Raw genomic sequence first — 21,345 nt, forward strand, 5'->3', positions numbered from 1 at the left:
CCTCACGTCCTCCGCGGCGGATCCTCGTCGTCGCCGCGTTCGACCTCTTCACCGCGGGAGAGCGCATCCCACGTCGCCGCAGAGTCGAAGTCACCGTCCTCGGCCTGCGCCGTGCGGGCGTAGCGGTTCGACCCCGACCATGTGCGCGAGGACACGACGACCCAACCGATGACGACGACGGCGAGGACCGCACCGATGAGGGCGACGAGCGGCCACGAGGTCGCACCCTCGGCCCCCATCGCGGTGATCGCGGTCATCCCGTAGCCGAGCGCTGCGAGGAGGGCGAAGGTGAGGACGACGATGCGGCCGACCTTCCCGAACATCGCCGAGAGCAGCCCGCACACCGCGATGATCGCCACGCATGCGGTGGCGATCGGCGAGGCCTGGCTCGTCTCCGTCTGGCTGGGCAGCGCGACCCCGGAGGGGCCGAGCGTGTCGCTCGCCGCCCCGGTCTGCCAGGTGGCGAGCGTGATCGCCCAGAGGGCGGCTGCGACGACGAGGATGAGGAGGACTCCGCGGGACTTCGTCATCGTCGACCTCCCGCGGCCGTGGCGGCATCCGGAGAGGAGGCCACCCGGTGGGCGCGTCCGGCCGCGGCTGCCGCGGTGAGGACGGCGGCCGCCTTGTTCTCCGACTCCTCGTATTCGGTCTCGGGCACGGAGTCGGCGACGATGCCGCCGCCGGCGAAGACGCTCATCACTCCGTCGCGGAGGACCCCGGTGCGGATGGCGATCGCGAGGTCGAGGTCGCCGGTGAAGGAGAGGTACCCGACGACTCCCCCGTAGAGTCCGCGCCCGACGACCTCGAGTTCGTCGATGATCTGCAGGGCGCGCGGCTTCGGGGCCCCGGACAGCGTGCCGGCGGGGAAGGTCGCCGTGAGCACGTCGACGGCCCCGTGTCCGTCCTCGAGTTCGCCGCGCACGGTCGAGGAGATGTGCATGATGTGGCTGAACCGTTCGATGTCCATGAACGCGCTCACGTCGATCGTGCCGGCCCGACAGACCTTCGCGAGGTCGTTGCGGGCGAGGTCGACGAGCATGAGGTGCTCGGCGCGCTCCTTCTCGTCGGCGAGGAGTTCGCGGGCGAGACGGTCGTCCTCCTCCGGGTTCGCCCCGCGGGGCCGGGAACCGGCGATGGGGTGGGTGACGACGGTGCCCTGGCGCACCGTGACGAGCGCCTCGGGCGAGGAGCCGATGATGCTCACCGGCTGTCCGTCTGAGTCGTGGAGGTCGAGGAGGTACATGAACGGCGAGGGGTTCGCCCGCCGCAGCATCCGGTAGACCATGAGCGCCTCGGCGTCGCAGTCCGTGTCGAAGCGCTGCCCGAGGACGACCTGGAAGATCTCACCGTCGACGATGTCCTGCTTGGCCCTGCGCACACCTTCGAGGTACGTCTCACGCGGGGTGCGGGTGCGCACCTGCGGGGTCACCGCTTCCGGCACGCGCACCTCGGCGGGGGCGGGGGCGGTGATGCGGGCGAGCATCGCCTCGATCCGAGCGACCCCGGAGGCGTAGGCGTCGTCGATCCCGGTCTCCGCCCCGTCGACGTTGACGACGTTGGCGACGAGGGTGAGCGTGCCCGAGTAGTGGTCGTAGACGGCGATGTCCCCGGGGATCATCAGCTGCACGGTCGGCAGCCGGTGTTCGTCGGGCTGCGGGTCGCCGAGCTTCTCGACCTCTCGGATGATGTCCCACCCGAAGTACCCGACGAGGCTCGAGACCATCGGCGGCAGGTCGCTCGACTCGATCCGGAGCAGCTCGAGGGTGGCCGCGACCGCATCGAGGACGCTGCCGGTGCGGGGCACTCCGACGGGAGGGGTGCCCTCCCAGCGGAAGCCCTCGGACGTCGAGACCAGGGTGGCCACGGGCGCGGAGCCGATGAACGAGTAGCGCGCCCACGCACCGGCCTCGGCGGATTCGAAGAGGAACGACCCGGGGGTGCCGTCGGTGAGCTTCCGGTAGAGGCTGAGCGGGGTCTCGGCGTCGGCGAGCACCTCCGCGTGGACGGGCACGAGTCGCGCCGTCGCCCCGGCGGCCCTGAAGCCGGCAAGGTCGGGGCGGATGTCGAGGCCGGACTCAGTCGTCGGGATCGTCACTGATCGTCCTTCCTGTGAAGCAGGTGTCGGTGAGGGTGTGGCATGCGGGTCCGGTCTGGTCGACGACCATGAGCAGCGCGTCGGCGTCGCAGTCGAGGGCGAGCGAGACGAGCGCCTGGGTGTGGCCGGAGGTCTCCCCTTTGACCCAGTGCTCCTGCCGTGAGCGCGACCAGTAGACGGCCCGCCGCTCGGCCAGGGTGCGTTCGATGGCTGTGCGGTCCATCCACGCGAGCATGAGGACGTCCCGTGTCGTCGCCTCCTGGACGACGACGGGGGCGAGCCCGTCGGGTCCGAACGTGATGACCTCCCGCCAGTTCTCCGGGGTCGCGTCGATCTGCCGCCCGCTCATCGGACCTCGAACCCCTCTGCCGCGAGCGCGGCCTTGACCTCGTCGATGTGGAGCGTGCCGTAGTGGAAGACGCTGGCGGCGAGCACGGCGTCGGCTCCGGCCCGCACCGCGGGGGCGAAGTGTTCGACCCTCCCCGCCCCGCCCGAGGCGATGAGCGGCACGCTCACCGCCGCCCGGGCGGCGGAGATGAGTTCGAGGTCGAAGCCCTCACGGGTGCCGTCGGCGTCGATCGAGTTGAGCAGCACCTCGCCGACCCCGCGCTCGGCCGCCTCGCGGATCCACTCGATCGCGTCGCGGCTCGTGCCCTCCCGGCCGCCGCGGATGGTCACTTCGAAGCCCGACGGGGTCTCACCGCCCCGGGTCCGCCGGGCATCGAGGGAGAGGACGAGCACCTGGTTGCCGAAGTGACGGGAGATGTCGCTGATGAGCTGCGGGTCCGCGACCGCCGAGGTGTTGACGGAGACCTTGTCCGCGCCGTCGCGCAGGAGCCGGTCGACGTCGGAGACGCTGCGCACGCCGCCGCCGACGGTGAGCGGGATGAAGACCTCCTCGGCGCACGCGGCGACGATGTCGTGGACGGTCTCACGGTCGCCGCTGCTCGCGGTGACGTCGAGGAACGTGAGCTCGTCGGCACCCGCCTCACCGTAGACGCGGGCGAGTTCGACGGGGTCCCCGGCGTCGCGGAGCTCGGCGAAGCGCACGCCCTTGACGACGCGTCCGGCGTCGACGTCGAGGCACGGGATGACTCTCACGGCAACCATGGTCTTCTCCTAGATCCCCAGTGTCCGGTAGCGCTCCAACCGCCGTGCCCGTCTCCGGGCTGCGGGTTCGCGCATGAGTTCGATGAGTTCGTACTCGAGGGTGTCGCCGACCCGCGCGACGAAGTCGAGGGGTTCGTCGCCGGCATCGGGATGCTCGGCGATGATCCGGTCGACGACGCCGGTCTCGAGGAGCTTGGGCGCGTGGACGCCCTGACTCTGCGCCATCTGCGGGGCGAACTCGGTCGTGCGGTGGACGATCGCCGAGGCGCCCTCGGGTGGGAGCGGGGACAGCCAGCCGTTCTCGGCGCTGAGCACTCTGTCGGCGGGGATGAGCGCGAGCGCGCCCCCGCCCGAGCCCTCGCCGAGGATGAGGGAGACCGTCGGCGCGTCGAGGTTGGCGAGGTCGGCGAGCGAACGGGCGATCTCTCCGGCTATGCCGCCCTCCTCGGCGGACTGGGAGAGCGCGGCACCGGGGGTGTCGATGACGGTGACGAGCGGGAGGTCGAGTTCGGCGGCGAGCTTCATTCCGCGCCTGGCCTCGCGCAGCGCCGCCGGGCCGAGCGGGGCCCGGGAGTCCTGGCGGAAGCGGTCCTGGCCGAGGACGATGCACGGGGCGGACCCGAACTTCGCGAGCGCGAGCAGGAGGCCGGGATCCTTCTCTCCCTGGCCGGTGCCGTTGAGCGGCAGCACGGTGTTCGCCGCGGTCCGCAATAGGTCGCGGACCCCGGGACGATCGCCTCGGCGCGAGCGGGTGATCGCCTGCCACGCGTCGGCGTCCGGGTCGACGGTCTCCGGGCGGGTGTCGGGGTCGGGGACGCGGGCCGGGACCTCTTTGGCGCCCATGAGGACGTCGAGGACGCGGGAGACCGTGGCGTGGATCCGTTCGGGTCCGATGACGGCGTCGATGATCCCGTGCTTGTGGAGGTTCTCCCCGGTCTGGACGTTCTCGGGGAACGGTTCGCCGTAGAGGGCCTCGAACACGCGCGGTCCGAGGAACCCGATGAGGGAACCGGGTTCGGCGACGGTGACATGGCCCATCGACCCCCACGAGGCGAAGACTCCCCCGGTCGTCGGGTGCCGGAGGTAGACGAGGTAGGGCAGGCCGGCCCGGCGGTGGGCGACGACGGCGTTGGTGATCTTGACCATCGAGAGGAACGCGACGGTGCCCTCCTGCATGCGGGTGCCGCCCGAGGCGGGGCCCGCGAGCAGGGGCAGCCCTTCGAGAGTGGCGCGTTCGATGGCGTCGGTGAGCCGTTGGGCGGCGGCGACGCCGATCGACCCGGCGAGGAACCGGAACTCTCCGGCGACGACGGCGACCCGGCGCCCGTTGATCGTCCCCTCACCGGTGATGATCGCCTCGTCGACCCCGGACTTCTCGCGTGCCGCGGCGAGTTCGGCCGCATAGTCGGCCGAGACTCCTCCGGCAGGGGTGACCGGTGGCTCGTCCCAGGAGACAAAGGAACCCTCGTCGAGGACGATGCCGACGAGCTCGGTCGCGTTCAGACGTGCCACGGTCTCACTCCTGCCGGTCGGTGCCGGGCTCCGCCGGTGCGTCGCCGGTCAGCCACGCGGCGATCGCCTCGGCGTCCTCGTCGAGCAGCGGCGGGGCGTCGTGGCTCGTCTTCGTCGTCTCCACCTCGGCGCCGTCGACGGAGTCGAAGAACCGCAGCGGCGGGCCGGGCAGGTCGATGCCGCCGAGGACGGGGTGGTCGACGGAGACCTTGAGGCCCTGGCTGAGCGCCTGCTCCCACTCGTAGACCTCGGGCAGGGTGCGCACGGTGCCGGCCGGGATGCCGGCGGAGCTGAGCCGCTCGAGGAGGTCGGCGGAGTCGAACTCTGAGAAACGGGACTCGATGAGGTCGATGACGGCCTGCCGGTTGGCCACGCGTGCGGCATTGTCGGCCATGCCCGGGGTGGCGGGATCGATGTCGAAGGCCGCGCAGAGCTTCTGCCAGAGGCTCTCGTTGCCCACGGAGATCTGCACGGCGCCGTCGCGCGAGGCGAAGAGTCCGTACGGCGAGAGCGAGGGGTGGTGGTTGCCGCCGGGCAACGGTGTCTCGCCCGCCACCGTGGTCCGGGTGCCCTGGAAGGCGTGGACGCCGACCATGCCGGCGATGAGCGAGGTGCGCACGATCTTGCCCCTGCCGGTGCGTTCGCGCTCGAGCAGGGCTGCGAGCACACCGTAGGAGCCGTAGATCCCGGCGAGGAGGTCGGCGATCGGGACGCCGACGCGCTGCATGTCCTCGGGTCCCGAACCGGTCAGGGACATCAGTCCCGCCTCGCCCTGGGCGATCTGGTCGTATCCGGCGCGGGAGGCTTCGGGACCGTCGTGGCCGAACCCGGTGATGGAGAGGATGATCAGCCGCGGGTTGATCTCCAGGCACTGGGCCGGGGAGAAGCCGAGACGCTCGAGGACGCCGGTGCGGAAGTTCTCGATGAGGACGTCGGCGCGGGCGATGAGTGCGCGCAGGGTCTCCGCTCCGGTCTCGGACTTGAGATCGAGGGCGATCGACTCCTTGTTGCGGTTGCACGAGAGGAAGTAGGTGGCCTGCGGATCGTCGTCGGGACCGACGAAGGGCGGACCCCATGAGCGGGAGTCGTCGCCGCGACCGGGGTTCTCGACCTTGATCACGCGCGCGCCGAGGTCGCCGAGCATCATCCCGGCATGCGGGCCGGCCAGCGCCCGGGAGAGGTCGATGACGGTGCAGCCGCTCAGCGGCCCTGTCTCTGTCGCGGTCATGGCTGGTCCTCCTCGAAGTTCGTCCACTTGGTCACGAGCATACGCAGTCGGGCGACCTCCTCGTGTGCGCGGGGGCCGTCGGCATGCTGGATCGCCATCACCGCGCACGTCGAGCCGTCGGCGAGGTCGAGGATCGGCCACGGGTCGTCGCCGACGCGGGAGAAGGTCACACCGACGATCTCCGACCACTTCACGTGCCGCGTGCGCACGATGTTGCGCACCGTCAGCCCGGTGCGATCGGGTCGGGCCTGGATGTCGGCGACGCGCAGCAGCGCTCCGCCGAAGAGGATGCCGAGCAGGTTCATCCACACCATGTCGATGAGGTGCCAGGGCCGCCAGTCGACGACGAAGAGGGCGACCGAGAGGACGGCGAAGCCGACGAACAGGGCGATCGCCCCGACGATGCCGATGCCCCTCACCTGGCGTGGTCGGAAGGCGGCGAACTCAGATGCGGCAGGCGCCAATGCTCGTCACCAGAATCGCTCGCGCGCCGACCGCGTAGAGGCGGTCCATGACATTGTTGACGTCCTTCGCCTCGACCATGACCCGCACGGCCACCCAGCCGGTCTCCTGCAGCGGGGAGACCGTCGGCGATTCGAGGCCGGGGGTGAGCGCGATCGCCTCGGGGACGAGGCGCTCCTCGATGTTGTAGTCGACGAGGACGTACTGCCGGGCGACCATGACCGATTCGAGGCGGCGGCGGAGCACTTCGACCGAGGAGTCGGCTCCGTCGCGCTGGACGAGGACGGCTTCGGAGTCGAGCAGCGGTTCGCCGAAGGTCTCGAGGCCGGCTGCCCGCAGGGTCGAGCCGGTCTCGACGACGTCGGCGACGGCATCGGCGACCCCGAGTTGGATCGAGACCTCGATGGCTCCGTCGAGCTGCACGGTCGTCGCCTCGATCCCGCGGGCCTTCAGGTCGGACTGGACGAGGTGCGGGAAGCTCGTGGCGATCCGCAGTCCGGCGAGTTCGTCGACGGAGGAGAAGCGTCCGGCCTCTCCGGCGTAGAAGAAGCGGGAGGAGCCGAAGCCGAGGCCGACGACCTCCTCGGCGGGGGCCTGGGACTCGAGGAGCAGGTCACGGCCGGTGATGCCGGCGTCGAGGATCCCGGAGCCGACGTAGACGGCGATGTCGCGGGGGCGGAGGTAGAAGAACTCGACCCCGTTGGTCTCATCTCGGTGGACGAGGGTCTTCGACCCGCGGCGGGTCGAGTATCCGGCTTCGCTGAGCATGTCGGTGGCGGCTTCGGAGAGGATGCCCTTGTTGGGCACGGCTACACGCAGCATGGCGTCCTTTGCGGAGGTGGGACGGGAGGTCACAGGTGGGCGTTGACGTCGTCGAGGCTCAGGCCCTTGGCGATCATGAGCACCTGGAGATGGTAGAGCAGCTGTGAGATCTCCCCGGCGAGTTCGTCCTTCGACTCGTACTCCGCGGCCATCCACACCTCGGCGGCCTCCTCGACGACCTTCTTGCCGATCGCATGGACTCCGGCGTCGAGTTCGGCGACGGTCTTCGACCCCGCGGGGCGGTCGAGGGACTTCTGGAGGAGTTCGGCGTAGAGAGAATCGAAGGTCTTCACCCGATCCAGGGTAGACCATAGCCGCCGTCCCGCCCTCGCGGGGTCTCAGGTCCCGGACGACTCCTCGGGGCCGCGGGTGACGTCGGTCGCGCCGAGGTGGGGCGCCGAGATCGTCTGCTTCGAGCGCTTCGCCCAGTCGATGAGTCCGAGGATGACCATGACGAGGAAGATGAGGTAGACGGCGCCGGAGAAGACGAGGCCGCCTGCCACGGCGAGCGGGATGCCGACGAGGTCGACGGCGAGCCAGACGAACCAGAACTCGACGACCGCCCGGCCCTGGGCGTACATCGCGACGAGGGAGCCGATGAAGATGTAGGCGTCGGGGTACGGGTTCCACGACCATCCGCCCACGGAGAGGATCCAGCCGAAGACCGCAGTGCCGATGACGAGGGCCGCGATGATCCCGACCCGCTCCTTCCACGTCGCCCAGCGGACGACGACCTCACCGGAGTTCTCCTGTGACTTCCGCCACTGCGTCCACCCCCAGATCGCCGCGACGATGATGACGACCTGGCGGGAGGCGTTGCCACCGAGCCCGGCGGAGATCGAGGCGGAGAAGAGGAGGATCGAGCCGAGGATCTGCACCGGCCAGGAGAGGATGTTCCGGCGCAGGGCGAGGACGACCGTGGCGAGGGCGCAGATGTTGCCGAAGAGGTCGGAGTACGGCACCGGCTTGCCGAGCAGTTCGAACGCCGGAGTGTTGAGCCAGCTGAGGAATTCCATCGTCGTCTCGGTTCTCTCGTCGGTGCGGTCGCTAGTGGGCGTGGGCGGCGGCGAGCGTCCGCAGCTGTGCGATCGCGGCCGCGGCGTCCTCGGCGCCGTAGACCGCGGAGCCGGCGACGAGGACGTCGGCCCCGGCGTCGACGACGCGCTCGACGGTGGAGGCGGAGACACCGCCGTCGACCTGGAGGCGGATCTCGAGGTTCGCCTCCGAGATCGCCTCCCGGGTGCGGCGGATCTTCGGCAGGCACACGTCGAGGAACTTCTGCCCCCCGAAGCCGGGTTCGACGGTCATGATGAGAATCTGGTCGAACTCGCCGAGGAGGTCGACGTACGGTTCGATCGGGGTCGCCGGTTTGAGCGCGAGGCTCGCCCGCGCTCCGAGGCGGCGCAGCTCCCGGGCCAGGCGCACGGGGGCGGCGGCCGCCTCGGCGTGGAAGGTCACCGAGGCGCACCCGATCTCCGCATAGACGGGGGCATTCCGGTCGGCGTCGTCGATCATGAGGTGCGCGTCGAGCGGGATCGGGCTGATCTCCTGGATCCTCTCGACGACGGGCGGGCCGAACGTGAGGTTGGGCACGAAGTGGTTGTCCATGACGTCGATGTGCGCCATGTCGGCCGTCGCGATCCTCTCCAGCTCCCCGCGGAGGTCGGAGAAGTCGGCGGAGAGGATGCTCGGGTTGATCTCGATCACAGGGGTGCCTTTCGAAGCAGGGCCAGGAACATTCCGTCGGTGTCGTGGACGTGGGGCCAGAGTTGGGCGAAGCCTCCGGAGCCCCGGCCCACCGAGGCGAACGACTCCGCCTCTGCGCCGGTGACCTCGGCGAGGACGGCGGGGGCGTCGAGGACCTCGACCGTCTCACCGCGCGAACGCAGGACGTCGTCGACGACGAGGACGGTCTCGGCGTAGTGGGGCGAGCACGTCGAGTAGGCGACGACGCCGCCGGGGGCGCACGCGTCGAGCGCTGCGGTGAGGATCTCCCGCTGCAGCCCGGCCAGCGCGTTGACGTCCTCGGGGCGGCGCCGATAGCGGGCCTCGGGGCGACGGCGGAGCGCGCCGAGCCCCGTGCAGGGGACGTCGACGAGGACCTTCGCGTACGGTCCCGTCGCGTCCCTGGCGTCGGCGACGGCGACGGTGACGTTCTCCAGCGCCTGCGTGGAGGTCTCGACGAGGGAGACGCGGTGCGGGCTCGAGTCGAAGGCCGCGAGCACCTCACCCTCGGCTCGGGCGGTCGCGGCGAGCAGAGCGGCCTTGCCACCGGGTCCGGCGCAGAGGTCGGCCCACGGACCGTCCGGGGCGCTCACGTGGGCCAGGGCGAGGGCGACGAGCGCCGAGCCCTCGTCCTGGACGCGGGCGCGGCCCTCGGCGATCGCGGGCACGTCGCGGGGAACGGTGTCGTCGAGGTGGACGCCGACGGGTGAGAGCGGGGTCGGGACACCGGGCAGCTCGGCCCGGTCGAGGAGTCCGGGCAGGGCGGTGACGGCGACCTGGGCAGGGGCGTTGTCGGCGGTGAGCAGCGTGTCGATCTCCGCGGCGTCGCGACCGTGGCCCTTGAGCGCCTGGGTGAGCGCGCGGACGACCCATTCGGGGTGGGAGTGCTCGACCGCCCGGCGCCCGGTCTCCGACAGGCCCGCGGAGACCCGCTCGAGCCACGTGTCACGATCGGCTTCGGCGATCCGGCGGAGGACGGCGTTGACGAATCCGGCCGTGCGCGGGGCCGAGCGCTTGACGACCCCGACGGTCTCGGCGACCGCTGCGTGGTCGGGCACGCGCATCGCGAGCACCTGGTGGGCGCCCATCCGCATCGCGGCGAGCGGTTCGGGGTCGATCGCGGACACGGGTCGGCCGGCCGCCTTCTCGATGACGGCGTCGTAGAACTCCTGCCCGCGCAGGGTGCCGTACGTGAGTTCGGTCGCGAAGGCGGCGTCCTGGCCGCTCACGTGCGTGCGTGCGAGCTTCGCGGGCAGGAGCAGGTTCGCGTACGCGTCCTCGGTCGCGACGTCGACGAGCACCTCCCATGCGAGGCGGCGGGGCAGGTTGGGTTTGACGGCCACTCAGGCCTCCTCGGGTTCGGTGTCGATGCGGACCTCGCCGTGCCCGCGCAGGTAGTCGGCGGCGGGCATCCGACCCTTGCCGAAGGGCTGAATCTCGCTCACGCCTGCCCAGCCGTCGCCGGCGCCGAGCACGGCCCCGGTCGTCCCCGCGCGGAGCAGTCCCGCCTCGGGCGGCGCGGTCTCGGCGGGGGCGGGGGTGAGGCCGAAGAGCTTCGTCCGTCTGCCGTCGATCTCGACCCAGGGGCCGGGGGCGGGGCTGACCCCGCGGGAGCGGGCGATGACCTCGGCGACGGGACGGCTGAGGTCGAGGCGGGCGTCGGCGGCGGTGATCTTCTCGGCATGGCTCGGCTGCGCCCCGCCGGCGATGAGCTCGGCCTGCGGGGTGAAGGTCGCAGTCCCCGCCGCGAGGTCGTCGACGGCCGCGACGAGTTCGTGCGCGCCCGCCTCGGCGAAGGCGGCCAGCGCCGATGCGGCGTCGGGCTGGTCGAGCGGCAGGGTGCGGGTGCGCAGCACGTCCCCGGTGTCCATGCCCGTGTCGATGCGGAAGACGCTCACCCCGCTCACGGTTTCCCCGGCGATGAGGGCGCGCTGGACGGGTGCGGCCCCGCGGTGGGAGGGCAGGAGGGAGAAGTGGAGGTTGAACCAGCCGAGGCGGGCTGTGGCCAGTGCCGCGGGCCCGGCGATCGCCCCGAAGGCGACGACGGCGACGGCATCGACGTCGAGGGAGCGCAGGCGTGCGATGACCTCCCCGCGGAGGCGGTCGGCCTCGATGACGTCGAGACCGAGCTCGAGCGCGCGGGCCTTGACCGGGGACGGGGTGAGGACGCGCTTGCGGCCGACGGGGGCGTCGGGTCGGGTGAGGACCGCGCGCACCGTGTGCTCGGAGTCGACGAGGGCCTCGAGGGCGGGGACGGCGACGTCAGGGGTGCCGGCGAAGACGATATCCACGGAAGTCGATTCTACGCCGTGCCCGGCGCCTCACAGCGACCGGGGATCGTCGATGCGCACGCGCACCTGCGGCAGCTTCTTCGCCGAGCGTGCGGCGGTGATCTCGGCCAGCCGCGCACCGACGGCCGGGCCGGCAGCGATGGGGTAGGCGGCGACGACCCGCTGACCGTCCTCGTCATCGTCGCGGATGAGCTCCTCGAGGACGTCGACGTCTGCGAGCACGGCGTCGATGTCCGTGCCGGCCCCGGCGAGTTCGACGATGCGCCTATACGGCGGGAAGCCGAGCTCGCGTCGATCGTGCAGGGCCCTCGCCATCGTCACCGCGGGGTCGAACGTCGTCAGTGCCGTACGGATGACCTCATCGGTGTCGCCGAGGTAGACGACTCCCCCATCGGTGCGTGAGCGCACCAGCGACGCCGCCCGCATCCGCCGCCGCACCCCCTCATCGCTTGCGCGCATCCACGGTCCCGGCCACAGGGAGTCGAGCAGGATCCCGGCCGCATACCCGCCGATCGCATAGGGTTCGGCTCCGGTGGTGGCGACGACGACGCGGGGGGCGAAGTCGACGGCGATGGGGATGTCCTCTCCCCCGGATTCGACGATCTCGACACCCGGCAGCGCCCGGCGCAGCTCCTCGACGGTGCGTGTGCGGCCGCGCACGATCGAGCGGACCTCATGGGAGCGGCAGCGGCCGCACGTGAACGTCTCGGAGTGGTAGCCGCACGTCCGGCACGCGAAGGGGCCGACCTCGGACTGGGTGGACAGCGGGGACTCGCAGACGGGACAGCGCGCGGTCTCCTGGCAGCGGGCACACGCGAAGACCGGGTAGTACCCAGCCCGCGGCACCTGGACGAGGACGGGTCCCGCGGTCTCGTCCCCGCGCGGCCGCAGCGCCTGGCGCATGATCTCCCAAGCGCGGCTGGGGATGCGCTGCCACGCATAGGGGTCGCGTTCCTCGTCGGGGACGAGGACGCGCGGTGAGCCCGCTCGGCGCGCGTTCGCCGCAGGGCTGACATCGCTCAGCCATCCGATCTCGACGAGGCGTTCGACCTCGGCGCTGCGATCGAACGCAACGAAGAGGAGACCGGTGTCCTCGAGGTTCGACCGGAGCAGGCACACCTCGCGCGCGTGCGGGTAGGGAGCGTGCTGGTCGAGGTAGCTCTGGTCGGCGTCGTCGGTGCAGATGATGAGGCCGAGGTCGACCATCGGGGCGAAGGCGGCGGCACGCGTGCCGATGAGCAGCCGGGTGCCCCCGAGCAGCCCGGTCAGCCATGCCGTCCACCGCTGCTCAGGCGACTGGTCGGCATGGAGTTCGGTGAACTCGGTGAGCCTCCCGCGATCGATCTCGGCGCGCAGGGCCGCAGACAGCACGGCGATCTCCCGATGGTCGGGGACGAGCCAGAGCACGGACCTGCCCTGCGCGAGCGCCGCCTGGGCCGCTTCGAGTCCCGCCGTGATCCAGCCGAGTCCCGGCAGCCTGCCGGGCGTGAGCGTGAGTGCGAGGCGCGCCCGGTCGGAGCCGGCGGGCGCGGTGCCGTGGTCCTCGTCGCCGCTCTCGGCGACCCACGCGCCGAGGGCGGCGAGCACGCTGTCGGTGCCGGACTCCGGGGCGGTGTCGGCGGTCTCTGTGTCGGCGGCGTCGGTCTCCGTGCCGGCAGCGTCGGTCTCTGTGCGGGCGGCATCCTTACCGGCGGCGGCCTTGTCGGCGGCCTCCGCGCCGACAGGACCCTCCTCGTCGGCGTGCTCGAGTGCGCGCAGCACCGCCTTCTCCGCCCGAGCGTGCCGGGGCGGGATGGCGAGACGCAGCACGTCGGGCAGGGTGCCGGCGTACCGCGTGGCCACGGCTTCGCAGAGTTCGAGGAGGTCGGGCGAAAGCACCGTGATCGGACTCGTCACCCGTTCGATGACGGCGAGCGGTCCGACGTGGTCGCTCGTCGCCGTCCTGGCGAGGACGAATCCGTCGCGCAGCTTCCCGGCGAACTTCACCCGCACCCGCACCCCGGGGCGGACCGCCTCGGCGAGGGAGGCGGGCACCGCGTAGTCGAAGGTCCGTGCGAGATGCGGGACGGGATGGTCGATGAGGACCTGGGCGACGGGATCAGTCTCCGCGACGGGGACCTGGCCGAGCGCGGTGGTGGGGGTGGAGAAGAGGGGTTCGTCCACGAACTCAGTTCGCCGAGACGGCCCGGAGCAGGTCGTCCGCGCGGTCCGTGCGCTCCCACGTGAAGTCGGGCAGCTCGCGGCCGAAGTGACCGTAGGTCGAGGTCTGGGAGTAGATCGGGCGGAGGAGGTCGAGCTCCTGGATGATCATCGCGGGGCGCAGGTCGAAGACCTCGCGGATGGCCCGGGTGATCGCTGCGGGGTCGACCTTCTCGGTGCCGAAGGTCTCGACGTAGAGGCCCATCGGGTCGACCCGCCCGATCGCGTAGGAGACCTGGACCTCGGCGCGGTCGGCGAGTCCTGCGGCGACGATGTTCTTCGCCACCCAGCGCATCGCGTAGGCCGCGGAGCGGTCGACCTTCGAGGGATCCTTGCCGGAGAACGCGCCGCCGCCGTGGCGGGAGAAGCCGCCGTAGGTGTCGACGATGATCTTGCGTCCCGTCAGTCCCGCATCACCCATCGGCCCGCCGGTGACGAAGGGCCCGGCGGGGTTGATGTGGACGTTCTCGCCGCTCCGGTCGAGTCCCGAGGCATCGGCGATGGGGTCGATGACAAGTGCGCGGATGTCGGCCTTGAGCTGTTCCTGGTCGATCCCGGCGGCATGCTGGGTGGAGACGACGATGTTCTCGAGCGAGACGGCGGTGTCGCCGTCGTAGCCGAGGGTGAGCTGGGTCTTCCCGTCGGGGCGGAGGTAGTCGAGCTCACCGGACTTGCGGACCTCGCTGAGCCTCTCGGCCATCCGTGAGGCGAGGTGGATGGGCAGCGGCATGAGGACGTCGGTGGCGTTGTCGGCGTAGCCGAACATCAGCCCCTGGTCGCCGGCGCCGAGGGAGGAGCCGTGGTCGGTCTCGAGCGCCTCGCGGAAGTCGAGCGGGTTGGTCACCCCCGAGTGGATGTCCGTCGACTGGCTGCCGATCGAGACCGAGACGCCGCACGAGTGTCCGTCGAAACCAGTGTCCGAGGAGTCGTAGCCGATGCCGGTGATGAGGCTGCGGACGATCCCGGCAACGTCGGCGTAGGCGTCGGTGTTGACCTCGCCGGCGACGTGGACGAGTCCCGTGGTCACCATCGTCTCGACGGCGACCTTCGCATCGGGATCCTTGCCCAGGAGGTCGTCGAGGACGGCGTCGCTGATCTGGTCGCAGATCTTGTCGGGGTGGCCTTCGGTGACGGATTCGGAGGAGAAGTAGCGCAGTTCGGATGTACTCACGGCGTCGATTCTACTGGGGTGAGGCGTTCGGCGATGACGGCTGTGACCTTTTGCGCAACATCGTCCTTCGTGCCCGCGAGCCTCGCTGCGTCGACGACCTCGTCCCCGTCGGCGGCGAGGACGACGACCTCGGTGACGTCGTGGCCGAAGGCCCGGTCGGCGGAGACGTCGTTGAAGACGAGGAGGTCGGCTCCCTTGCGGCGGAACTTCTCGACCGCGTACTCGTGTGCGGTGTGGGTGGCGTCTCCGGTCTCGGCGGCGAAGCCGACGATGAACTGGCCGGGTCGGCGGGAGGCGACGAGCCCGGCGAGGACGTCGGGGTTCTGGACGAGGTCGATGCGCATGCCCTCGTCGCCGGACTTCTTCAGCTTCGACTCCCCCACCTCGGCGGGACGGTAGTCGGCGACCGCGGCGGCCATGATGATGACGTCGGCGGAGGCCTGCGCGGTCTCCATGGCCTCCTGGAGGTCGAGCGTCGACTCGATGGGGGTGATGGAGATGTCGGCGGGAAGGTCGCTGAGCAGACCCGTGTCGACGTGGGCGGCGACGAGCTCGACCTCCGCACCGGCGGCATGCGCGGCGCGGGCCAGGGCGATGCCCTGCTTGCCCGAGGAGCGGTTGCCGAGGAAGCGGACGGGGTCGAGGGCCTCCCGGGTGCCGCCGGCGCTGACGACGACCCGGCGTCCGGTCAGGGCTCCCCCCTGTGCAGAGGCGCTGGGCTCATCGGATCCGACCGCGGCGAGGGCGAAGGCGACGATGTCCTCCGGTTCGGGCAGACGCCCGGGTCCGGAGTCGGGGCCGGTGAGCCGACCGACGGCGGGCTCGAGGATGTGGACTCCGCGCGAGCGCAGCGTGGCGATGTTCGCGACGGTCGCCGGGTTGAGCCACATCTCCGTGTGCATGGCGGGCGCGACGACGACGGGGGCGGTCGTCGTGAGCACGGTCGCGGTGAGGAGGTCGTCGGCCATTCCGGCGGCGATCTTCGCAATCGTGTTCGCCGTCGCCGGGGCGATGATGACGAGGTCGGCGTCCTGGCCGATGCGGACGTGGTTGACCTGGTCGACGAAGTCGAAGACATCGGTGGTCACCGGCCGGCCCGAGAGCGCCTCGAAGGTCGGGGCGCCGACGAACTCCAGGGCGCTGGGGGTGGGCACGACCGTGACGGTGTGCCCGATCTCTCGGAGGCGCCGGATGACATGGGCGGCCTTGTACGCGGCGATCCCGCCGGCGACTCCGAGGACGACTCTCACTGGTCGCTGAAGTCGATCGCGCCGTCGGTGCTCACGCTCGTCTCTGCGGTCTCCTCGACCGTGACGGGGGCGAAGTCGGATTCGGAGATCTCACGGGAGACGATCTTGCCCTCGTTGATCTCGCGCAGCGAGATCGACAGCGGCTTCTCGTTCGGGCCGGGGGTGACCAGGGGGCCGACGTTCTCGAGCAGACCCTCCTGCAGCTGGGCGTAGTAGGAGTTGATCTGACGCGCTCGCTGGGCCGCGATGGAGACGAGTTCGTACTTCGAGCCGGTGACGGAGAGGAGTTCGTCGATCGGCGGATTGGTGATGCCTTCAGGCTGAGCAGGCAAGGAGTGTCCCATCTAATCGAGTGTGGATATACCCATCAATTGTATGAGTTCTTCGGCCGCAGTGCGAACGCTGTCGTTGACGATGGTGACGTCGAACTCGGATTCGGCGGCGAGTTCGGCCCGCGCCGTGGTCAGGCGCCGCTCCTGCTCCTCGGCGGACTCGGTCCCGCGACCGGTGAGGCGGCACACGAGCTCCTCCCATGTCGGCGGGGCGAGGAAGACGAAGAGGGCGTCGGGCATCTTCGCCTTGACCTGCCTGGCGCCCTGGAGGTCGATCTCGAGGAGCGAGGGCACTCCTGCCTCGAGCCTGCTCCGCACCGGGGCGGCGGGAGTGCCGTAGCGGTGCCGACCGTGGACGACGGCGTATTCGAGCATCTCGTCGCGGGCGATGAGTCCGTCGAACTCGTCGTCGGAGACGAAGTGATAGTGGACACCGTCGATCTCGCCGGGGCGGCGGGGCCGTGTGGTCGCGGAGACCGAGAACCAGATCTCGGGGTGGTGCTGTCTGATGTAGCTGCTGATGGTGCCTTTTCCGACCGCTGTGGGCCCCGCGAGCACGGTGAGTCGAGTGTTCACAGATCTGAGGTTGTCACACTCAGGAGTATTTCTCCAACAGGGCGTTCTTCTGGTGCACTCCGAGTCCCTTGATGCGGCGCGAGGAGGCGATGCCGACCTCCTCCATGGCCGCTTCGGCGCGCCTGTCGCCGACGCCGGGCAGGGAGCGCAGCAGGTCGAGCACGCGCATCTTCGCGAGCGCTTCGTCCTTCCCCGCCTTCTGGAGCACTGCCGCGAGATCCGTCTCTCCGCTCTTGAGCGCCGCCTTCACCTCGGCACGCACCTGTCGAGCCTTGAATGCCTTGTCAAGGGCGGCCGAACGCTGTTGCGGGGTCAATGGTTCGAGTGCCACATTATCTCCTCTGTCACCATGAACGGGCAGGTAGGGAAGTTGCTTCAGTCTAAAACACAAACCCGCATGACCGACACAGCGAGGAGAAGAAAAACCTCAGTCGTCGAGGGTCAGGGACGCGTTGAGCGCCTTCGCCGCCTCGCGCAGACCTGTCGGTCCGGCTGCGAGCACGGCCCGGGAGGCGGCGACGACGATCTGGCGACGGCGCAGCGCCTCCCGCCCGAAGACGGCGATGAGCTCGCCTCGGCCCGCACCCTGGGCGCCGACGCCGGGAGCGAGAATGGGACCTCCGCAGTCGCTCGGGTCGAAGCCGAGTTCGGACGCTGCCCGTCCGATCGTCGCACCGACGACGAGGCCGTAGGGACCCAGCCCCTCCCCCTGCGTCAGCTGCGCATTGGCCTGGGCGACGGCGGCGGCGACGCTGCCGGCCACGGAGTCGCCGAAGCCCTCGACCGGGTGACCCGTCCGGGCGTGCTGGACGCTCGCGCCTTCGGGATTCGAGGTGAGGGCGAGGACGAACAGGCCCCGGTCGTCGGCTGCCGCGAGGTCGAAGGCGGCGCCGAGCGCGCCGACGCCGAGGTACGGGGAGACCGTGACGGCGTCGGCGGACAGCGGCGAGTCGGGTGCGAGATGGGCCTGGGCGTAGCCGGCCATCGTCGAGCCGATGTCCCCGCGTTTGACGTCGAGGATGGTGATGAGCCCCCGCTCACGGCACGCGGCCAGCGTCTCCTCGAGGGCTGCGACCCCGGCGGAGCCGAAGCGCTCGAAGAACGCCGACTGCGGTTTGACCGCGGCCACGGTGCCGGCGAGCTCGGTGACGGTGCGCAGGGCGAACTCCCTCACCCCGGCTGCGGTCAGGGGCAGCCCCCACGCCTCGAGGAGGTGGTCGTGGGGGTCGATGCCCACGCACACGGGTCCGTGCGCGGCCATCGCCTCCGAGAGCCTCGTGCCGAACATCATGCGCTCCAGTCCTGGAGGCTGCGCACGCCGAAGGTCTTCTCCCGCACCGCGTGGAGCGAGGTGACGGCGGCTGCGAACTCCGCGATCGTCGTGATCAGCGGCACCGAGTTCGCGGTCGCGGCGGCGCGGATCTCGTAGCCGTCGGCGCGTTCCTGCCGGCCGGCAGGGACGTTGATGACCATGTCGATCGTGCCCGCTGCGAGGTAGTCGAGCACCGTGCGGTCCTCGGCGTCGGCCTCGAAGTGCTTGTGCACCTGGGAGGTCGCGATCCCGTAGCGGGAGAGGACCGCGGCGGTGCCGGTGGTGGCGACGACGTCGAAGCCCATGTCGACGAGCTCCTTGACCGGCAGCACCATGGCCCGCTTGTCGCGGTCGGCGACGGAGACGAAGACGGTGCCCGAGGTGGGGAGCTTGATCGAGGCCCCGAGCTGTCCCTTCGCGAACGCTGTCGGGAAGTCGTGGTCGATGCCCATGACCTCACCGGTCGAGCGCATCTCGGGTCCGAGCACGGAGTCGACGACCTTGCCCTCGACGGTGCGGAACCGACGGAACGGCAGCACGGCCTCCTTGACGGCGATCGGGTGGTCGAGCGGCAGCGTCGAGCCGTCACCGGTCTCCGGCAGCAGGGTCCCGCGCAGATCGGCGATCGTCCGCCCCACGGCGATGAGCGCGGCGGCCTTCGCCAGCTGCGTCGACGTCGCCTTCGAGACGAACGGGACGGTGCGCGAGGCGCGCGGGTTGGCTTCGATGACGTAGAGGACGTCGGCGGTGATGGCGAACTGGATGTTGAGCAGTCCGCGCACGCTCACGCCTTCGGCGATCGCCCGGGTGGCGGTGCGCACCCGTTCGAGGACGTCCTCGCCGAGGGTGAGCGAGGGCAGCACGCACGCGGAGTCGCCCGAGTGGATGCCGGCCTCCTCGATGTGCTCCATGATGCCGCCGATGAAGATGTCCTCACCGTCGTAGAGGGCGTCGACGTCGATCTCGATCGCGTCCTCGAGGAAGCGGTCGACGAGGACGGGCCGGTCGACGGAGACCTCGGTGGCGGTGGCCATGTAGTCGAGCAGCTGGGTGCGGTCGTAGACGATCTGCATGCCGCGCCCGCCGAGGACGTACGAGGGGCGCACGAGCACGGGATAGCCGATCTCCTCGGCGATGACGGCCGCCTCGTGGGCGGTCACCGCGGTGCCGTGCTTGGGGGCGGTGAGACCCGCCCGGGCGAGGACGGCACCGAACTCGCCGCGATCCTCGGCGAGGTCGATCGCCTCGGGCTGCGTGCCGAGCACGGGGACGCCTGCTGCCTTGAGCCGGTCGGCCAGTCCCAGCGGGGTCTGCCCGCCGAGGGTGCAGACGACGCCGAGGACGGGACCGGCGGCGAGTTCGGCGTGGTAGACCTCCATGACGTCCTCGAACGTCAGCGGTTCGAAGTAGAGGCGGTCGGCGGTGTCGTAGTCGGTCGAGACGGTCTCGGGGTTGCAGTTGACCATGACGGTCTCAAAGCCGGCCTCGCCGATGGCCATCGTCGCGTGGACGCACGAGTAGTCGAACTCGATGCCCTGGCCGATCCGGTTCGGGCCCGAACCGAGGATGAGCACGGCGGGGCGATCACGCGGCTCGACCTCGGTCTCCTCGTCGTAGCTCGAGTAGTGGTAGGGCGTGTGGGCCTCGAACTCGCCGGCGCACGTATCGACGGTCTTGAACACGGGCCGGATCCGCAGGGCGTGGCGGACCCCGGTGACGACGTCGGTGCTCAGGCTGCGCAGGTGGGCGATCTGCTCGTCGGAGAAGCCGTGGTTCTTCGCGATCCGCAGCACCTCGGCGTCGAGCTCGTCGGCGCCGGCGATGAACTCGGCGACCTCGTTGATGAGTTCGATCTGGTCGAGGAACCACGGGTCGATGCCGCTCGCCTCATGGACCTCGGCGTTCGTCAGGCCGGCCGCGAGTCCGCGCTGGACGGCGTGGATGCGGTCTGCGGTGGGGTGGCCGATCGCCTCGAGCAGGGCCTCGCGCACCTCGTCGTCGGAGATGTCCGGCAGGTCCGCCCAGGAGAACGACGAGCCCTTCTGCTCCATCGAGCGCATCGCCTTCTGCAGTGCGGTCGTGAAGTTCCGGCCCAGCGCCATGACCTCGCCGACGGACTTCATGGTCGTCGTCAGGGTCGGGTCGGCGGCGGGGAACTTCTCGAACGTGAAGCGCGGGATCTTGACGACGACGTAGTCGAGGGTGGGTTCGAAGCTCGCCGGGGTGACCTGCGTGATGTCGTTGGGGATCTCGTCGAGGGAGTAGCCGACGGCGAGTTTGGCGGCCATCTTCGCGATCGGGAAACCGGTCGCCTTCGACGCCAGCGCCGAGGACCGGGAGACGCGCGGGTTCATCTCGATGACGACGATGCGCCCGGTGACGGGATCGACGGCGAACTGGATGTTGCAGCCGCCGGTGTCGACGCCGACTGCGCGGATGACGTCGATGCCGATGTCGCGCATCCGCTGGTATTCGCGGTCGGTCAGGGTCAGCGACGGGGCCACGGTGATCGAATCGCCGGTGTGGACGCCGACGGGGTCGACGTTCTCGATCGAGCACACGACGACGACGTTGTCCTTGTGGTCGCGCATGAGCTCGAGCTCGTACTCCTTCCACCCGAGGATCGACTCCTCGAGGAGGACCTCGGTGGTGATGGAGTCGGAGAGGCCGGCACCGGCGATGCGGCGCAGATCGGTCTCGTCATACGCCATGCCCGATCCGAGTCCGCCCATCGTGAAGGAGGGGCGGACGACGAGGGGGTAGCCGAGCTCCTCGGCGCCGGCGATCGCCTCGTCGAGGGTGTGGCAGATGACGGAGCGGGCCACCTCGGCGCCGCAGTCCTCGACGATCTGCTTGAACTTCTGCCGGTCCTCGCCGCGCTGGATCGCGTCGACGTCGGCGCCGATGAGCTCGACGCCGTACTTCTCCAGCGTGCCCGCCTCGTGGAGGGCGATCGCGGCGTTGAGCGCGGTCTGCCCGCCGAGGGTCGGCAGGATCGCGTCGGGGCGCTCCTTGGCGATGATCGACTCGATGATGTCGGGGTCGATGGGCTCGACGTAGGTGGCGTCGGCGACGTCGGGGTCGGTCATGATCGTCGCGGGGTTGGAGTTGATGAGGATGACGCGCAGGCCCTCTGACCTGAGCACACGGCACGCCTGGGTGCCGGAGTAGTCGAACTCGCAGGCCTGCCCGATGACGATGGGACCGGAGCCGATGACGAGGACGGAGTCGAGATCGTTGCGAAGTGGCATGGGCGGCTC

The 21,345-nt window shown here is 70.5% G+C and carries 21 protein-coding genes; all 21 read right to left on the minus strand.

Annotated elements, in window-relative coordinates; genetic code table 11:
* Positions 1–2 precede the first annotated feature (2 nt).
* Positions 3–530 (minus strand): Trp biosynthesis-associated membrane protein, encoded by a 528-nt coding sequence (locus ACQ1RG_RS13790; RefSeq protein WP_009377178.1) that lies wholly within the window; start codon positions 528–530, stop codon positions 3–5.
* Positions 527–2,095 (minus strand): anthranilate synthase component I, encoded by a 1,569-nt coding sequence (trpE, locus tag ACQ1RG_RS13795; protein WP_009377177.1) that lies wholly within the window; start codon positions 2,093–2,095, stop codon positions 527–529. The genes ACQ1RG_RS13790 and trpE overlap by 4 nt, the downstream gene beginning before the upstream one ends.
* Positions 2,076–2,444 carry a phosphoribosyl-AMP cyclohydrolase gene (hisI, locus tag ACQ1RG_RS13800; protein ID WP_009377176.1) on the minus strand — a complete coding sequence of 123 codons (369 nt, stop codon included), beginning with the start codon at positions 2,442–2,444 and terminating at the stop codon, positions 2,076–2,078. Before hisI ends, trpE begins: the two co-directional genes overlap by 20 nt.
* Complete coding sequence (hisF, locus tag ACQ1RG_RS13805; protein ID WP_009377175.1) at positions 2,441–3,205, minus strand: imidazole glycerol phosphate synthase subunit HisF; 765 nt, start codon at positions 3,203–3,205, stop codon at positions 2,441–2,443. Before hisF ends, hisI begins: the two co-directional genes overlap by 4 nt.
* A gap of 9 nt (positions 3,206–3,214) precedes the next feature.
* A complete protein-coding gene (locus ACQ1RG_RS13810) occupies positions 3,215–4,717 on the minus strand; it encodes a carboxyl transferase domain-containing protein (RefSeq protein ID WP_009377174.1) in 1,503 nt (500 codons plus the stop codon).
* A gap of 4 nt (positions 4,718–4,721) precedes the next feature.
* Positions 4,722–5,945 carry a CaiB/BaiF CoA transferase family protein gene (locus tag ACQ1RG_RS13815; protein WP_009377173.1) on the minus strand — a complete coding sequence of 408 codons (1,224 nt, stop codon included), beginning with the start codon at positions 5,943–5,945 and terminating at the stop codon, positions 4,722–4,724.
* Positions 5,942–6,409, minus strand: coding sequence for a PH domain-containing protein (locus ACQ1RG_RS13820; protein ID WP_009377172.1), 468 nt, complete (start codon positions 6,407–6,409; stop codon positions 5,942–5,944). The genes ACQ1RG_RS13815 and ACQ1RG_RS13820 overlap by 4 nt, the downstream gene beginning before the upstream one ends.
* Positions 6,390–7,229 carry an ATP phosphoribosyltransferase gene (gene hisG, locus ACQ1RG_RS13825; protein WP_009377171.1) on the minus strand — a complete coding sequence of 280 codons (840 nt, stop codon included), beginning with the start codon at positions 7,227–7,229 and terminating at the stop codon, positions 6,390–6,392. Before hisG ends, ACQ1RG_RS13820 begins: the two co-directional genes overlap by 20 nt.
* Before the next feature lie 29 nt (positions 7,230–7,258).
* A complete protein-coding gene (locus ACQ1RG_RS13830; protein WP_009377170.1) occupies positions 7,259–7,522 on the minus strand; it encodes a phosphoribosyl-ATP diphosphatase in 264 nt (87 codons plus the stop codon).
* A 45-nt stretch (positions 7,523–7,567) separates the two neighbouring features.
* Positions 7,568–8,245: a nicotinamide mononucleotide transporter family protein gene (locus tag ACQ1RG_RS13835; protein ID WP_009377169.1), complete on the minus strand. Its 678-nt coding sequence runs from the start codon at positions 8,243–8,245 to the stop codon at positions 7,568–7,570.
* A 31-nt stretch (positions 8,246–8,276) separates the two neighbouring features.
* Positions 8,277–8,936 (minus strand): ribulose-phosphate 3-epimerase, encoded by a 660-nt coding sequence (rpe, locus tag ACQ1RG_RS13840; protein WP_009377168.1) that lies wholly within the window; start codon positions 8,934–8,936, stop codon positions 8,277–8,279.
* Positions 8,933–10,297 (minus strand): RsmB/NOP family class I SAM-dependent RNA methyltransferase, encoded by a 1,365-nt coding sequence (locus tag ACQ1RG_RS13845; RefSeq protein ID WP_009377167.1) that lies wholly within the window; start codon positions 10,295–10,297, stop codon positions 8,933–8,935. The genes rpe and ACQ1RG_RS13845 overlap by 4 nt, the downstream gene beginning before the upstream one ends.
* The gene (locus ACQ1RG_RS13850) at positions 10,298–11,245 is read right to left on the minus strand and encodes a methionyl-tRNA formyltransferase (RefSeq protein ID WP_009377166.1); all 948 of its coding nucleotides are present in this window, start codon (positions 11,243–11,245) and stop codon (positions 10,298–10,300) included. It abuts the gene before it with no gap.
* Between the two features lie 30 nt (positions 11,246–11,275).
* Positions 11,276–13,408: a primosomal protein N' gene (locus ACQ1RG_RS13855; protein ID WP_009377165.1), complete on the minus strand. Its 2,133-nt coding sequence runs from the start codon at positions 13,406–13,408 to the stop codon at positions 11,276–11,278.
* A 4-nt stretch (positions 13,409–13,412) separates the two neighbouring features.
* A complete protein-coding gene (gene metK, locus ACQ1RG_RS13860) occupies positions 13,413–14,615 on the minus strand; it encodes a methionine adenosyltransferase (RefSeq protein WP_009377164.1) in 1,203 nt (400 codons plus the stop codon).
* Complete coding sequence (gene coaBC, locus ACQ1RG_RS13865) at positions 14,612–15,865, minus strand: bifunctional phosphopantothenoylcysteine decarboxylase/phosphopantothenate--cysteine ligase CoaBC (protein WP_009377163.1); 1,254 nt, start codon at positions 15,863–15,865, stop codon at positions 14,612–14,614. The genes metK and coaBC overlap by 4 nt, the downstream gene beginning before the upstream one ends.
* Entirely contained in the window at positions 15,862–16,209 is a 348-nt protein-coding gene (gene rpoZ, locus ACQ1RG_RS13870) for a DNA-directed RNA polymerase subunit omega (RefSeq protein ID WP_009377162.1), read from the minus strand. Before rpoZ ends, coaBC begins: the two co-directional genes overlap by 4 nt.
* Positions 16,210–16,773 (minus strand): guanylate kinase, encoded by a 564-nt coding sequence (gene gmk, locus ACQ1RG_RS13875; RefSeq protein WP_009377161.1) that lies wholly within the window; start codon positions 16,771–16,773, stop codon positions 16,210–16,212.
* Between the two features lie 19 nt (positions 16,774–16,792).
* Positions 16,793–17,104 carry an integration host factor, actinobacterial type gene (gene mihF, locus ACQ1RG_RS13880; protein ID WP_040341490.1) on the minus strand — a complete coding sequence of 104 codons (312 nt, stop codon included), beginning with the start codon at positions 17,102–17,104 and terminating at the stop codon, positions 16,793–16,795.
* A gap of 96 nt (positions 17,105–17,200) precedes the next feature.
* Positions 17,201–18,064, minus strand: coding sequence for an orotidine-5'-phosphate decarboxylase (gene pyrF, locus ACQ1RG_RS13885; RefSeq protein WP_009377159.1), 864 nt, complete (start codon positions 18,062–18,064; stop codon positions 17,201–17,203).
* Complete coding sequence (carB, locus tag ACQ1RG_RS13890; RefSeq protein WP_009377158.1) at positions 18,061–21,336, minus strand: carbamoyl-phosphate synthase large subunit; 3,276 nt, start codon at positions 21,334–21,336, stop codon at positions 18,061–18,063. Before carB ends, pyrF begins: the two co-directional genes overlap by 4 nt.
* Between the last annotated feature and the right edge of the window lie 9 nt (positions 21,337–21,345).

Origin of the sequence: Brevibacterium sp. K72 (genome assembly GCF_050562175.1) — a bacterium.
In the GTDB taxonomy this organism is placed as follows: domain Bacteria; phylum Actinomycetota; class Actinomycetes; order Actinomycetales; family Brevibacteriaceae; genus Brevibacterium; species Brevibacterium casei.

Coding starts and splice junctions, on each gene's coding strand:
- ACQ1RG_RS13790 (WP_009377178.1), bottom strand. CDS start 530: ATGACGAAGTCCCGCGGAGTCCTCCTCATCCTCGTCGTCGCAGCCGCC.
- hisI (WP_009377176.1), bottom strand. CDS start 2,444: ATGAGCGGGCGGCAGATCGACGCGACCCCGGAGAACTGGCGGGAGGTC.
- hisF (WP_009377175.1), bottom strand. CDS start 3,205: ATGGTTGCCGTGAGAGTCATCCCGTGCCTCGACGTCGACGCCGGACGC.
- ACQ1RG_RS13815 (WP_009377173.1), bottom strand. CDS start 5,945: ATGACCGCGACAGAGACAGGGCCGCTGAGCGGCTGCACCGTCATCGAC.
- hisG (WP_009377171.1), bottom strand. CDS start 7,229: ATGCTGCGTGTAGCCGTGCCCAACAAGGGCATCCTCTCCGAAGCCGCC.
- ACQ1RG_RS13835 (WP_009377169.1), bottom strand. CDS start 8,245: ATGGAATTCCTCAGCTGGCTCAACACTCCGGCGTTCGAACTGCTCGGC.
- rpoZ (WP_009377162.1), bottom strand. CDS start 16,209: ATGGGACACTCCTTGCCTGCTCAGCCTGAAGGCATCACCAATCCGCCG.
- pyrF (WP_009377159.1), bottom strand. CDS start 18,064: ATGATGTTCGGCACGAGGCTCTCGGAGGCGATGGCCGCGCACGGACCC.
- carB (WP_009377158.1), bottom strand. CDS start 21,336: ATGCCACTTCGCAACGATCTCGACTCCGTCCTCGTCATCGGCTCCGGT.